The organism is Streptomyces ficellus, from assembly GCF_030406405.1.
GTDB lineage: Bacteria > Actinomycetota > Actinomycetes > Streptomycetales > Streptomycetaceae > Streptomyces > Streptomyces ficellus_B.
In genome coordinates this window covers 12557-25363 of the sequence record NZ_JAUEPL010000028.1, presented here as the reverse complement: position 1 = coordinate 25363, position 12807 = coordinate 12557, and the positions used below count along the sequence as shown (strand labels likewise).

Annotated in this window: 10 protein-coding genes; 6 read left to right on the top strand and 4 right to left on the bottom strand. The window is 74.7% G+C overall.

The window, feature by feature from the left end; all coding sequences use genetic code 11:
• Positions 1 to 5: 5 nt before the first annotated feature.
• The 5 genes from QWM81_RS18705 to rfaE2 all read left to right on the top strand — a co-directional run bounded on the left by QWM81_RS18705 (position 6) and on the right by rfaE2 (position 6300).
• Entirely contained in the window at positions 6 to 1673 is a 1668-nt protein-coding gene (locus QWM81_RS18705; RefSeq protein WP_290113221.1) for a carbamoyltransferase family protein, read from the top strand.
• Positions 1674 to 1737: 64 nt separating this feature from the next.
• Positions 1738 to 2703: a glycosyltransferase gene (locus QWM81_RS18700; RefSeq protein WP_290113220.1), complete on the top strand. Its 966-nt coding sequence runs from the start codon at positions 1738 to 1740 to the stop codon at positions 2701 to 2703.
• Positions 2700 to 4082 carry a glycosyltransferase gene (locus tag QWM81_RS18695; protein WP_290113219.1) on the top strand — a complete coding sequence of 461 codons (1383 nt, stop codon included), beginning with the start codon at positions 2700 to 2702 and terminating at the stop codon, positions 4080 to 4082. The genes QWM81_RS18700 and QWM81_RS18695 overlap by 4 nt, the downstream gene beginning before the upstream one ends.
• 167 nt (positions 4083 to 4249) lie before the next feature.
• Complete coding sequence (locus QWM81_RS18690; protein ID WP_290113218.1) at positions 4250 to 4903, top strand: D-sedoheptulose-7-phosphate isomerase; 654 nt, start codon at positions 4250 to 4252, stop codon at positions 4901 to 4903.
• Positions 4900 to 6300 carry a D-glycero-beta-D-manno-heptose 1-phosphate adenylyltransferase gene (gene rfaE2, locus QWM81_RS18685; RefSeq protein WP_290113217.1) on the top strand — a complete coding sequence of 467 codons (1401 nt, stop codon included), beginning with the start codon at positions 4900 to 4902 and terminating at the stop codon, positions 6298 to 6300. Before QWM81_RS18690 ends, rfaE2 begins: the two co-directional genes overlap by 4 nt.
• Positions 6301 to 6372: 72 nt before the next feature.
• Here the strand turns inward: rfaE2 and QWM81_RS18680 are convergent, their stop codons facing one another.
• Positions 6373 to 7722: an MFS transporter gene (locus QWM81_RS18680; protein WP_290113216.1), complete on the bottom strand. Its 1350-nt coding sequence runs from the start codon at positions 7720 to 7722 to the stop codon at positions 6373 to 6375.
• Positions 7723 to 8075: 353 nt separating this feature from the next.
• Here QWM81_RS18680 and QWM81_RS18675 point away from each other — a divergent pair, with 353 nt between their 5' ends.
• Positions 8076 to 8822 carry an SDR family oxidoreductase gene (locus tag QWM81_RS18675; protein WP_290113215.1) on the top strand — a complete coding sequence of 249 codons (747 nt, stop codon included), beginning with the start codon at positions 8076 to 8078 and terminating at the stop codon, positions 8820 to 8822.
• Between the two features lie 60 nt (positions 8823 to 8882).
• On the opposite strand, the gene QWM81_RS18670 is transcribed toward QWM81_RS18675, so the two are convergent.
• From QWM81_RS18670 to QWM81_RS18660, 3 genes are all read right to left on the bottom strand, one after another.
• Positions 8883 to 9917: a DNA topoisomerase IB gene (locus QWM81_RS18670; RefSeq protein WP_290113214.1), complete on the bottom strand. Its 1035-nt coding sequence runs from the start codon at positions 9915 to 9917 to the stop codon at positions 8883 to 8885.
• A gap of 61 nt (positions 9918 to 9978) precedes the next feature.
• Positions 9979 to 10317, bottom strand: coding sequence for a DUF3140 domain-containing protein (locus tag QWM81_RS18665; RefSeq protein WP_290113213.1), 339 nt, complete (start codon positions 10315 to 10317; stop codon positions 9979 to 9981).
• Positions 10318 to 10401: 84 nt separating this feature from the next.
• Complete coding sequence (locus QWM81_RS18660) at positions 10402 to 12807, bottom strand: SpoIIE family protein phosphatase (protein ID WP_290113212.1); 2406 nt, start codon at positions 12805 to 12807, stop codon at positions 10402 to 10404.

The window sequence follows — 12807 nt, the reverse complement described above, 5'->3', positions numbered from 1 at the left end:
ACCCCATGCGCATTCTCGGAATCAACGCTCTGTTCCACGATCCCGCCGCCGCGCTGGTCATCGACGGCCGTACCGTCGCCGCCGCGGAGGAGGAGCGGTTCTCCCGCCGCAAGCACGGGAAGCGGCCGGTGCCGTTCTCGGCCTGGGAACTGCCCGAGAAGGCCGCCGCCTGGTGCCTGAAACGGGCGGGTCTGCGCCCCCAGGACCTGGACGCGGTGGCCTACTCCTTCGACCCCCAACTCGCCCGGCCCGCCGAGGAGATGGGCCTGGACGACCCGTGGGACCACCTGCGGCTCACCTACGCCCGTGAGGCCCCCGGCTTCCTCAAGACGGCGCTGCCTGGCCTGGACCCGGGCCTCGTCCGCTTCGTACCGCACCACATGGCGCACGCCGCCTCCGGCGCCTTCGCCGCGCCCGGTGCCGGGGACTGCTCCGTGCTGGTCCTCGACGGCCGGGGCGAGCGGGCCTCCCACCTGGCGGCGCGGCGCGTCCACGACCGCCTGGAGTCGCTGTACTCGCAGGAGCTGCCGCACTCGCTGGGCCTGGTGTACGAGGAGCTCACCGACCACCTCGGATTCCTGCGCTCCTCCGACGAGTTCAAGGTGATGGCACTCGCCTCCCACGGCAGGCCCCGGATGCTGCCCGAACTGCGCCGGTATGTGTATCCCACCGGTGACGGCGGGTTCCACGCGACCGGGGTGCCGTGGGCCGAACTGTGCCCGCGCCGCCGGCCGGACGAGGCGTGGACACAGGATCACGCGGACATCGCCGCCAGCGCGCAGGCCGTGCTGGAGGAGACGCTGCTGGACCTGGTGCGCTGGCTGCATGGCCAGACGCACGACCGTGTGCTCACGCTCGCCGGTGGCGTCGCCCTCAACTGCGTGGCCAATTCGCGGATCGCCCGCGAGGGCCCGTTCGACCGGGTGTGGGTGCAGCCGGCGGCCGGTGACGCGGGCACGGCGCTGGGCGGCGCGCTGCTGCTCGCGGCGGGCGGCGGCGACGAGCCGGAGCCGATGCACGGCGCCGACCTGGGGCGGGACTGGTCGGACGCGGAGCTGGGCGCCTGGCTGAAGACGGCGGCCGTGCCGTTCGACCGGCCGGCCGACATCGCGGCGACGGTGGCCGGGGCGCTGGCGGACAACCAGATCGTGGCGTGGTTCCAGGGGCGTTCGGAGTACGGGCCGAGGGCGCTGGGTCACCGCTCGCTGCTGGCGCACCCGGGGCACGCGGGCAATCTGGAGCGGCTCAACGACGTCAAGGGGCGTGAGCAGTTCCGGCCGGTGGCGCCGATGGTGCTTCAGGAGCGGGCGGCGGAGATCTTCGACGGCGTACTGCCCAGCCCCTACATGCTGTTCGTGCACGAGGTGGCGCCCCAGTGGCGGGAGCGCATCCCGGCGGTGGTGCACGTCGACGGCACGGCCCGCATCCAGACGGTGGACCGGCAGGCCGAGCCGCTGGTCGCGCGGATGCTGGGCGAGTTCGAGCGGCTCACGGGCCTGCCGGTGGTGGTCAACACCAGCCTGAACACGGCGGGCCGGCCCATGGTGGACGACCCGCGCGACGCCCTGGAGTGCTTCGGCTCCTCCCCCGTGGACCTGCTGGCCATCGGCCCGTACGCGGTCAGGCGCGGTGACTTCTTCCGCTCCGACGACACCGACGACGCGGCGCGGTGACGGACGGGGTGACGAACGCGGTGACGCACTCGGTGACGCACTCGGTGGCGGAAGGAGCCCGCTGATGAACATCCTGCTGTGGCACGTGCACGGGTCGTGGACGACGGCGTTCGTCCAGGGACCCCACACCTACCTGGTGCCGGTCACCCCCGACCGCGGTCCCGACGGGCTGGGCCGGGCCCGCACCTTCACCTGGCCCGACTCCGTACGGGAAGTGCCGCCCGAGCGGCTGCGCGATACGCCGGTGGACCTGGTGGTCCTCCAGCGGCCGCACGAGTTCGAGCTGGCCGAGCGCTGGCTGGGCGGGCGCCGTCCCGGCCGGGACGTGCCGGCCGTGTACCTGGAGCACAACGCGCCGGACGGGAACGTCCCCGACACCCGCCATCCCTGCGCGGACCGCGACGATCTGACGCTGGTCCACGTCACCCACTTCAACCGGCTGTTCTGGGACAACGGCTCGACCCGGACCGAGGTGATCGAACACGGCATCGTCGACCCGGGCCACCTCTACACCGGCCGCCTCCCCCGCGCGGCCGTGGTGGTCAACGAGCCGGTCCGGCGCGGCCGTTACACCGGTACGGACCTGCTGCCGGCCCTGTCCCAGGCGGCGCCGCTGGATGTGTTCGGGATGCGTACGGAGGGCCTGGCGGCCCACCTGGGCGTACCCGAGGAGCGGTGCCGGGGCGCCGACCTGCCGCAGCGGGAGCTGCACGCGGCGATGGCGGAGCGCCGGCTGTATCTGCATCCGGTGCGCTGGACATCGCTGGGCCTGTCGCTGCTGGAGGCCATGCACCTGGGCATGCCGGTCGTGGCGCTGGCCACGACGGAGGCGATCGAGGCGGTGCCGCCCGGCGCCGGGACGGTGTCGACGCGGCCCGAGGTGCTGGCGCGGGCCGCCCGGCGCTATCTGCACGAGCCGCAGGCGGCGGCCGAGGACGGCGCGCGCGCCCGGCAGGCGGCCCTCGAACGGTACGGGCTCAAACGCTTCCTGGACGACTGGGAGCGTGTGATGACGGAGGTGCGCTCATGACATCCCTCGATCCCACGGACGCGGATCCGGCCACGACCGATGCCACTGGCCGCGCGGAGGTCGGCGCCATGGACGTGGACTCCATGAACGTGGATTCCACGGACGTCGGCGTCCTGGACGCGCGGGAGGCGGCCGCCCGGGGCGACGGCAACGGTGTGCGCGGGCTGTCCATCGCACTCGTCTCCGAGCACGCGAGCCCGCTCGCCGTCCTGGGCGGCGTCGACGCGGGCGGCCAGAACGTGCACGTCGCACGCCTCGCCGGCGCCCTCGCCGACCGCGGGCACCACGTCACCGTCTTCACCCGCCGCGACGCGCGGGACCTGCCCGACCGGGTGCCGCTGCGCCCGGGCGTCGAGGTCCACCACGTGCCCGCCGGACCGCCCGAACCGATCCCGAAGGACGAACTCCTGCCGTACATGGCGGCGTTCGGCCGCTGGATGGCCCGCGAGTGGCGGGTCCGGCCGCCCGACCTGGTGCACTCGCACTTCTGGATGTCCGGCGTGGCGTCGCTGCGGGCGACCCGGGAGTCGCGGCTGCCGTTCCTGCACACGTACCACGCGCTGGGCACGGTGAAGCGGCGGCACCAGGGGCAGGCCGACACCAGCCCGCCCGAGCGCATCGACCGCGAGCGGCAGGTGGGCCTGGGCTGCGACCGGGTGATCGCGACCTGCCACGACGAGGTCTTCGAGCTGAGCCGGATGCGCATCCCGCCGGGCAAGGTCGGTGTGGTGCCCTGCGGTGTCGACACCGAGCAGTTCTGCCCGGACGGCCCGGCCGCCCCGCGCGACGGCGGTCAGCGCTACCGGCTGCTCCAGCTGGGCCGCCTGGTCCCCCGGAAGGGCGCCGCGGTGTCCATCACGGCGCTGACCCGGCTGCCCGACGCCGAGCTCCTCGTCGTCGGTGGCCCCCCGGCGGACCGGCTCGACGCCGACCCCGAGGTGCGCCGGCTGCGCGAGGTGGCCCGGCTGGCCGGGGTCGCGGACCGCGTCCGGTTCACCGGCGGTGTGCCGCCCGAAGAGGTGGCGCCGCTGCTGCGCAGCGCCGATGTGGTGCTGTGCCCCGGGGACTACGAGCCGTTCGGCATCGTGCCGCTGGAGGCGATGGCGTGCGGCAGGCCCGTGGTCGCCAGTGCGGTGGGCGGGCAGCTCGACACCGTCGCCGACCCGGCCACCGGGCGGCTGGTGCCGCCGCGCGACCCCGACGCGCTGGCCCGCGCGGTCGGGGAACTGCTCGCCGACCCCGCGCGGCGGGCGGCGTGCGGGGCGGCCGGCCGGCGCCGGGTCCTGAGCCGGTACGGCTGGGCCAGGGTCGCGGCGGCCACGGAGAAGGAGTACGCCGCCGTACTCGCCACCCGGCCCGCCGTGACGGGCGTGGCCTGATCACGTGGGCCGGTTCCGCCGGGTGGCGGCCGGGCGGCCCGGGTGCGGGTGTTCGCCGGATACCTGGTCGCCGCTCAGCCGGTCAGCCGGTCGTTTCCGGTTCGTCGAAGTCCGAAGGAGGTGCGGGTCCGGCCGTCGTCCCACGGGGCGCGGTACGCCCGAACGCCATGACAGATCCCCTTGCTTCTCACGCGCTGGAGGCGGCGCACGAGCACTGCCGGGCGCTACAGGACGCGCTCGGCAGGTTCCGGCGCCGGAACCTGGACCTGATCGCGGAGTGGGGCGGCCATCTGGCGGCCGTGCTCCCGGTGGGCGGCAGACTGCTGGCCGCCGGCAACGGTGGCAGCGCGGCGCAGGCGCAGCACCTGACCGCGGAGCTCGTCGGCCGGTACCAGCGGGAACGCCCCGCGTTCTCGGCCATCTCCCTGCACGCCGAGACCTCCAGCGTGACGGCCATCGGCAACGACTACGGCTTCGAGCAGGTGTACGCCCGGCAGGTCTCGGCCCACGGCCGGCCCGGTGACGTCCTCGTCCTGCTGTCCACCTCGGGCCGCAGCGCCAATCTGGTCTCCGCGGCCGTCACCGCGCGCCAGGCCGGGCTGCGGGTGTGGGCGCTGACCGGTCCCGGGCCCAATCCACTGGCCGAGGCGGCCGACGAGGCGCTGTGCGTCGAGGCCGAGTCGACGGCGACCGTCCAGGAGACCCACCTGGTGGCCGTGCACCTGCTGTGCGAGGCGTTCGACGCGTTGCTGGCGGCGGGGCGGCCCTCGCGGGCGGCGGGCGCGGCGGCGCCCGTCGCGGCCCATCGGAGGATGTCATGACCGCGTACAAGCCCTTGGTGGTCGTCGGCGACGTCCTGCTGGACGAGGACATCGAGGGCGTCTCCACCCGGCTGGCCCCGGACGCCCCCGCTCCGGTCGTCGACGTGACGGGCGACCAGCGCCGCCCGGGCGGTGCGGGGCTCGCCGCCGCGCTCGCGACGCGCGGCGGACGTGACGTGGTGCTGGTGACCGCACTGGGCGACGACCCGGCCAGCGAGGCGGTGCGCCGCACCCTGCGGGGCCGCGTCCGCGTCGTGGAGATCCCGCTGAACGGCACCCTGCCGGTGAAGACCCGGGTGCTGGCCGGCGGCCGCCCGCTGGTGCGGATCGACCGGGGCGGCGGTGACCCGGGCGAACCCGACGGGACAGTGCGCGACACACTCGCGCAGGCCCACGCCGTGCTGGTCGCGGACTACGGGCGGCACACCGCCGGCGCGGTACGGGAGCACCTGGCGGCCGTCGCGCCGAAGGTGCCGGTGGTGTGGGACCCGCACCTCAAGGGCGACGCGCCCGTGCCGGGCGCGCGGATCGTCACGCCGAACGCCGCCGAGACCTGCGCGCTGTGCCGCGGTGACGGCGATTCGCTGCGCGCCTTCGCGGAGCGGGGCTCCAGCCTGGCGGAGCGCTGGCGGGCGGCGGCGGTCGCCGTGACGCTCGGCGAGCGCGGCGTGCTGCTGACCCGGCCGGGCACCTCGACGCCCATGCTGGTGCCGGCCCCGTACCGGGCGGAGGGCGACGCGTGCGGTGCGGGTGACTGCTTCGCCGCCGCGACGGCCGCCGCGCTGGCGGACGGTGCCCTGCCGGAGGAGGCGGTGCAACGGGCGGTCGCCGAGGCGGCGGCGTTCGTGGCGGCGGGCGGCGCGGGCAACCCGTCGCTGTGGCGGACGCCGCCCCCGGCGCGCACCCGGGAGGCGCCGGAGACGGATCCCTTCGTGCTGGCCGAGCAGGTGCGCTCGCGCGGCGGGACGGTGGTCGCCACGGGCGGCTGCTTCGACCTGCTGCACGCGGGGCACGTGGGCCTCCTGGAGAGCGCCCGGCGGATCGGCGACTGCCTCATCGTGTGCGTCAACTCCGACGAGTCGGTCGGGCGCCTGAAGGGCCCGGGGCGCCCGCTCAACCCGCTCACCGACCGGGTGCGGGTGCTGGCCGGGCTGGGCAGCGTGGACGCGGTCGCCGTCTTCGACGGGGACACGCCCGCCGAGCTGCTGAGCCGGCTGCGGCCGGACGTGTGGGTGAAGGGCGGCGACTATTCCGCCGAGGATCTGCCCGAGGCGGAGGTGCTGCGCGCCTGGGGGGGCCAGGCGGTGGTCCTGCCGTACCTGGACGGCCGCTCCACCACGCTCCTCGCCCGCCGCGCGGCCGAGGCCGCCGCGCCGATCCGCCCCCCGGGGCGGTGACGGCCGCCACGGTGCGCCGGCGGGCCCGCCCCCATACCGGGGGCGGGCCCGCCGGGCGCGAGGCCGTGTCCGTCAGGCCGCCGTGCTCAGCGCCGGGCGTTCCGTGACCGTGGGGATGCCCGGTGCGCGGACCAGGACCGGCCGCGGGGCGCGGCGCTCACTCAGGAGGTACCCGGCGCCGATCGCGCCGGCGATGACCAGGCCGCCGGTGACCAGGGCGCCGCGCGCCCCGGCGGTCTCCATCAGCAGGCCGAGCGCCGGCGGTCCGGCCAGGCTCCAGACGGTGCGGACGCTGCCCCAGACGCCGAGGACGCGGCCCCGCAGGTGCGCGGGCGGGTCGGTCTGGAGGATGGTCGTAGCGGCGGTGTCGGAGACCGACTCCACGACGGCCATCGGCAGGACGAGGACGAGCAGCACGGCGAGCGACGGCGAGAGTCCCGCGACGGCCTGGAGCAGGGCGCCCGCGGCGGCCAGCGTGCCCACGAGGCGTACGGAGGGCTTGCGCAGCCGGGCGCCGAGGACGGCGCCGGCGATGCCGCCGGCGGCGAGGACGGTGGCGACCGTGCCGAAGGCGCCCGCGCCGCCCGCGAGCGGGCCGGTGACGAGTACGGCGAGGGTGAGCCCGTAGTTGCGGCCGAAGATCGCGGTGATGCCGCTGATGCCGGCGAGGGCGACCAGCCGGGGGCGGCGGGCGAAGAAGGCAAGCCCCTCCCGGACGCTCATGTCGTCGGCCTCGGCCCGCGGCGCCGACTCGTCGCGGACCGGATCGACCGGGTCGACCGGGTTCACCGGGTTCACCGGCCGGAGGCGGAGGAACGGGATGACGGCGGCGACGAACAGGAAGGACAGCCCGTTCGCGGCGTACGCGGCCGACGTGCCGAGGAAGGCGACGGTGATGCCCGCCAGCGCGGCGCCGGCCAACCGCCCCGCGCTGTGGACCAGGGACCCGACGCCGATCGCGGACGGCACGTCCTCGGGGCGTACCAGGTCGTTGCCGAGCAGCGCGCAGGCGGGCGCGTCGACGGTGGCGATGAGGCCGGTGACGGCGGCCAGCGCCATCAGGACGCCCACGTCGAGCCGGTCGAACGCGACGAGCAGGGCAGTCGTGAACGCGACGGCGCCGAGCAGCGCCTGGCTGACGGCGGCGGTGAGCTTGCGGGGCCAGCGGTCGACGGCGGCGCCGCCCACGAGCCCCATCAGGAGCCCGGGCGCGGCCTGCACCGACAGCGAGAGACCGGCGGCCGCGGCGGAGCCGGTGATCTGCAGCACCAGCAGGTTCTGCACGGTGAGCTGCATCCACGTACCGGCGTTGGACACGAAGTTCGCGACCGACCACCAGCGCATGCCGCGGTATCTCAGGGAACGCCACGGTGAGTGGCCGTGGGCGGGGGCGGGCGCGGGAGCGCCGGAAGATGGAGGCACGGTGGGTTACGGGGTGACGAGTCCGGTGAACGGTGACACGGGACTCGGATGGCGGAATTCGGCGGAAACTCGGGACAACGGCTGCACTGCACGGCCGAACCCACCGGATCTGACTGCTGCCGCGCCCCTGGTCAGAGGGCGTCGGCGGCGTCGACCATGGTGGCAGACGGTTCGTCGCCCCGATGGCCGGGCGACTGTCCCCGGGACGGCCGCAGTGCGCGTACCCCTTGCGCCACCTGGAGTTCTGTCCCCCTGGTGTGCTTGCTCACAGTGACCGCCCGGCATGCCGAACGTCGTGGCGCGCGCCACAGTGGGGGTGAGTCCACCACCACGGAAGGCGGAGGTGCGAAGGCATGGACAGCGGAGTGCGGGTCGACCTTCGGGGCAGGCAGGCGCTGGTCACCGGCGGGGCGCGCGGACTGGGCGCGTCGATCACCCGGAGGCTGGCCGGGGCGGGTGCGTCCGTCCTGGTCGCGGACGTACGCAAGGAGCAGGCGCGGGAGCTGTGCGAGGAGCTGGCCCAGGACGGGCGGGACGCCCGCTTCGTGGAACTGGACGTCACGGACGCGGACGCGGTCGCCGAGGTGTTCCGGGAGCTGGACCGGGACGGCCAGTCGGTGGACGTCCTGGTGAACAACGCGGCCGTCGACGTCTCCAAGCCCATCGAGCACCTGACGGCGCAGGAGGTGACGCGGGTCGTCACCACCAATCTGCTGGGGCCGATGTACCTGTGCCTGGAGACCTACCGCCGGATGGTGGCCCGTGGCGGCGGCCACATCGTCAACATCCTCTCCACCGCCTCGAACCGTACGTGGACCGAGGCCGGGCCCTACTCGGCCGGCAAGTCGGGGCTGCGCGCCTTCACGCACACGCTGTTCAAGGAGGCGCAGCGCGACTGCCCGGGCATCGGCGTGACGGGGATCATCGCGGGCGGCATGGAGACGCCGTTCATCCTGGAGCGCTTCCCGGACGCGGACGTGTCGATGCTGCAGAGCCCGGACATCGTGGCGGACACGGTGCTGTACGCGCTGTCCGTGCCGGCCGGGAGCGCGGTGTCGGAGCTGGTGGTGGTGCCCCGCAAGGAGCCGTCCTGGCCGTGATCACACGGTACCGGCCGTGATCACACGGTGCCGGCCGTAATCACACGGTGCCGGCCGTGATCACACGGTGTCGGGCGCGTGGCCGGTGCGCAGCATCCGCAGGACGGCCCGCTCGGTGAGGCCCTGGGTGGCGGGGATGCCGTACGGGGTCTCGTCGCCGAGGTGGGGCAGGGCGGCGGCGACGGTGACGCCCTCCTCGTACAGCTCGATCACGCGCGGGTTGATGTAGGAGGCGCGGCAGACCGCGGGGGTGTTGCCGAGGTACTCGGCGACCTCGCGGGCCGCCCGGGAGATGGCGCGGCGCCGCGCGGTCTCGCTGTGCGCGACGGACTGGGAGACGGCGAGGGCGACGGCGGCCATGACGGTGGCGTGCCAGGTGCGGAAGTCCTTGGCGGTGATCTCCAAGCCGGCGAGTTCCCTCAGGTAGGCGTTGACGTCGGCGCCGGTCACGTCGCGCCACAGGGGGCGCTCCCAGTAGGCGAAGAGCCGCTCGCCGCCGCCGCGCCGGCGCATCAGCGCGGTGAGGCTGCGGCAGGTGGCGGGGTCGGCGACGGTCTGGGCGATCTCCCGGCCGTGCTTGCCGGTGTACGTGAAGAGGACGGCGCCGGCCTGGCAGCGGGAGTGTTCCCGCAGCAGGGTGGTCAGGCCGTAGCTGTTGTTCTGTTCGGTGTAGCGGTCGCTGCCGATGCGGAAGAAGCCGAGGTCGAGCAGGCGTACGGCGGTGGCGAGGACCCGCTGCCGGGTCAGGCCCCGGTCGCCGAGGTGACCCTCGACGGCCTCGCGTACGGCGGGCAGGGCCTCGGCGACGTCGAGGACGTGGTCGTGCTTGGTCTGCTCCTGCTCGGCGCGGAACTGCGGGTGGTAGAGGTACTGGCGGCGCCCGGCGGCGTCGGTGCCGACGGCCTGGAGGTGGCCGTTGGCGCGGGCGCAGATCCACACGTCCCGCCAGGCGGGCGGGATGACGAGGGCCTTGATACGGGCCAGTGCCGCCGGGTCGCGCAGCGGTGCGCCGTGGACGTCGAGGTAGCGGAAACCGCGCCCGTGGCGGACGCGGGTGTAGCCGGGGTCGGTGGGGCGGCTGTGGTACAGACGCAACGGATCCTCCTCGGACGGCCGCTGGAGGATCCGCGCGGGCGCCCACGGCGGCGGGCGGGACCTACACGGGTTTCAGCGGGTCGTGGCCGATGTCCATCAGGCCGTGGCGCCATCCGGTCCCGCCGGCCTGGGGTTCCATGTCCGGGCCGCGCTGCGACCGGACGATCTCGCAGACGCGCTGCATGACCTTGACGTCGTCCTCGGTGAGGTCCGTGCGTCGCTTGCCCAGGATCTCCAGGACCCGGCGGCCCGTGGCCTTTCCGGACTGGTCGGGCAGCTGCTCGGTCTCCTCGCCGGCCGACTCGACGTTCAGCCACTCCTGCAGCTCGCGCGAGGTCATGTTGACGACGGTGTGGAACTCGTTCCAGAGCGTGTCGCTGATCTGTTCGGACACTGCCATGACATGCCTCCCATGCGTGCCTGTCGTGGACCACCCCCCGGGTTTCCGGCCCCGTACCGAGGCAAACGTCACGGTGGGACCGGCTCACGGGGGGATCGGCTCACGGGGGATCGGCTGTTCGGCCCAGATGGTCTTGCCGGTGGGGGTGTAGCGCGTGCCCCACTGCTGGGTCATCTGCGCGATGAGGAACAGCCCGCGGCCGCCTTCGTCCTCGCTGCTCGCGCGCCGCAGGTGGGGTGAGGTGTGGCCGGTGTCGGAGACCTCGCAGATGAGGGTGCGGTCGCGGATCAGGCGCAGCTGGATGGGGCCGGAGGCGTAGCGGATGGCGTTGGTGACCAGTTCGCTGACCACGAGTTCGGTGGTGAAGGCGAGGTCGCCGTTCAGGCCCCACGCGCCGACCTGCCCGGTGGCCAGGGCACGGGCGCGGCCGACCGCTTCGGGGTCGTCGGCCAGGTCCCAGGCGGCCACCTCGTGGCGGTCCAGGGTGCGGGTGCGTACGAGGAGCAGCGCGGCGTCGTCGTCCACGGGGCCGGGCGGCAGCGTGGCGACGATCCGGTCGCACAGGTCGTCCAGCGGGCGCCTGTGCTCGGCCAGGACGGCGTGCAGCGCGTCCAGCTCGGCGTCGCGGTCGCGGCCGCGGCCCTGGACGAGGCCGTCGGTGAACAGGGCGATGAGGCTGCCCTCGGGGAGGGTGAACTCGGCGCTCTCGAACGGCAGGCCGCCGAGGCCGAGGGGCGGTCCGGCGGGCAGGTCGGGGTGGGTGACGGTACCGGTGACGGGGTCCACGACGGAGGGCAGGGGGTGACCCGCGCGGGCCATGCTGCACCGCCCGGTCACCGGGTCGTACACGGCGTACAGGCAGGTCACGCCGAGCGCCGCGTCGTCGGTCTCCGCCGGGACCGCCGCCTGTTCGTGGGCGTCCTGGGTGATCAGTTCGTCGAGTCGGGTGAGGAGTTCGTCGGGCGCGAGGTCGAGGCGGGCGAGCGCTCGTACGCTCGTGCGGATCCGGCCCATGGTGGCGGCGGCGCGCACGCCGTGGCCGACCACGTCGCCGACGACGAGCCCGACGCGGGTGCCGGACAGGGCGATCACGTCGTACCAGTCGCCGCCGACTCCGGCGCCGCTGTCCGCGGGCAGGTAGCGGTGGGCCACGTCGACGCCGGTCAGCCGCGGCAGGTGGCGGGGCAGCAGGCTGCGCTGGAGGGTGAGGGCCGCGGCGTGCTCGCGGGTGTAGCGGCGGGCGTTGTCGATGCAGACGGCGGCGCGTGCCACGAGTTCGTCGGCGACGGGCAGGTCCTCGGCGCCGAACGGGTCGGGGTGGCTGTCCCGGCAGAAGGTGACCACGCCCAGCGAGGTGCCGTCGGTGCGCAGCGGCACCGCGAGCCGGGAGCCCGACCCCTCCCCGGGTGCCGGGCTTTCGAGTACGGGCCGGCCACCGGCCAGGCAGCGGGCCTGGGGCGAGTCGGCCGGGTAGTCGACCGGTCGGCGCCGGGCGGGCCCGCCGTCCGCCGCCGAACCGGGCGGGCCGGCCCACACCCGTACGACCCGTCGGGCGGTCGCCGTTCCGGGGGTGGGCTGGTCGCCCTCCAGGACGGCGTCGATGAGGTCGACGGTGACGCTGTCGGCGAACTGCGGGACGGTGACGGCGGAGAGCTCCCGCGCCGTACGGGCCATGTCGAGGGACGTGCCGACCCGGCCGCCGGCCCGTACGAGGAGATCCAGTCGCTGCTGGGCGAGGTAGCGGTCGGTGATGTCGACCGTCTCCTCGCACACGCCCAGCGGGGCGCCGTCCGCGTCCTGGAGCCGGTAGTACGAGCAGGACCAGACGTGGTCGTGGTGGGGATCCACGGGCGGGCGGCCCCGGTAGTGGAGGTCGATGACCGGCTCGCCGGTGGCGAGCACCTTGCGCATGGTCTGCTCCAGCGTGGGCGGGTATCCCTCGGAGAGGATCTCGCCGTGGCTGACCATCTCGTCGGGGCCGAGTCCGGCGTACTGGGTCGTGCCCATCTCCCGGTAGAGGGCGTGGTTGGTCCATACGACGCGCAGGTCGCTGTCGTAGATGGCGAGGCCGACGGGTGACTGGGTGACCAGGCCGCGCAGCATCGACTGGAGGGCCTCCCACCGCTCCGTCTCGTCCGCGTCGGCCACCGCCAGCAGCCGGGCCGGGCCGGTACCGGTGTGGGACAGCGGGAGCGTCGCGGTCGCCACCCGGACGATGTGGCCGTCCCGGTGGCGCATGTGGAGCACCTGGCGCCGGGCCTGCGCGGCACCGGGCAGGCGCGCGGCGAGCCGGTAGTGGCCGGGGCGGTCCACCACGAAGCTGCCGATGGGGCGGCCCAGCGCTTCCTGCGGCGGGTAGCCCAGCAGCGCGTGGGCAGCGGGGCCCCACCCGACGACCATGTCGTCGGGGTCCAGTACGGCCGTCGCCGCTTTCGTGACGTCGAGGGGGCCCCGGAAGTCGGCACCCTCGGCCGCGTACACCGCGCTCAT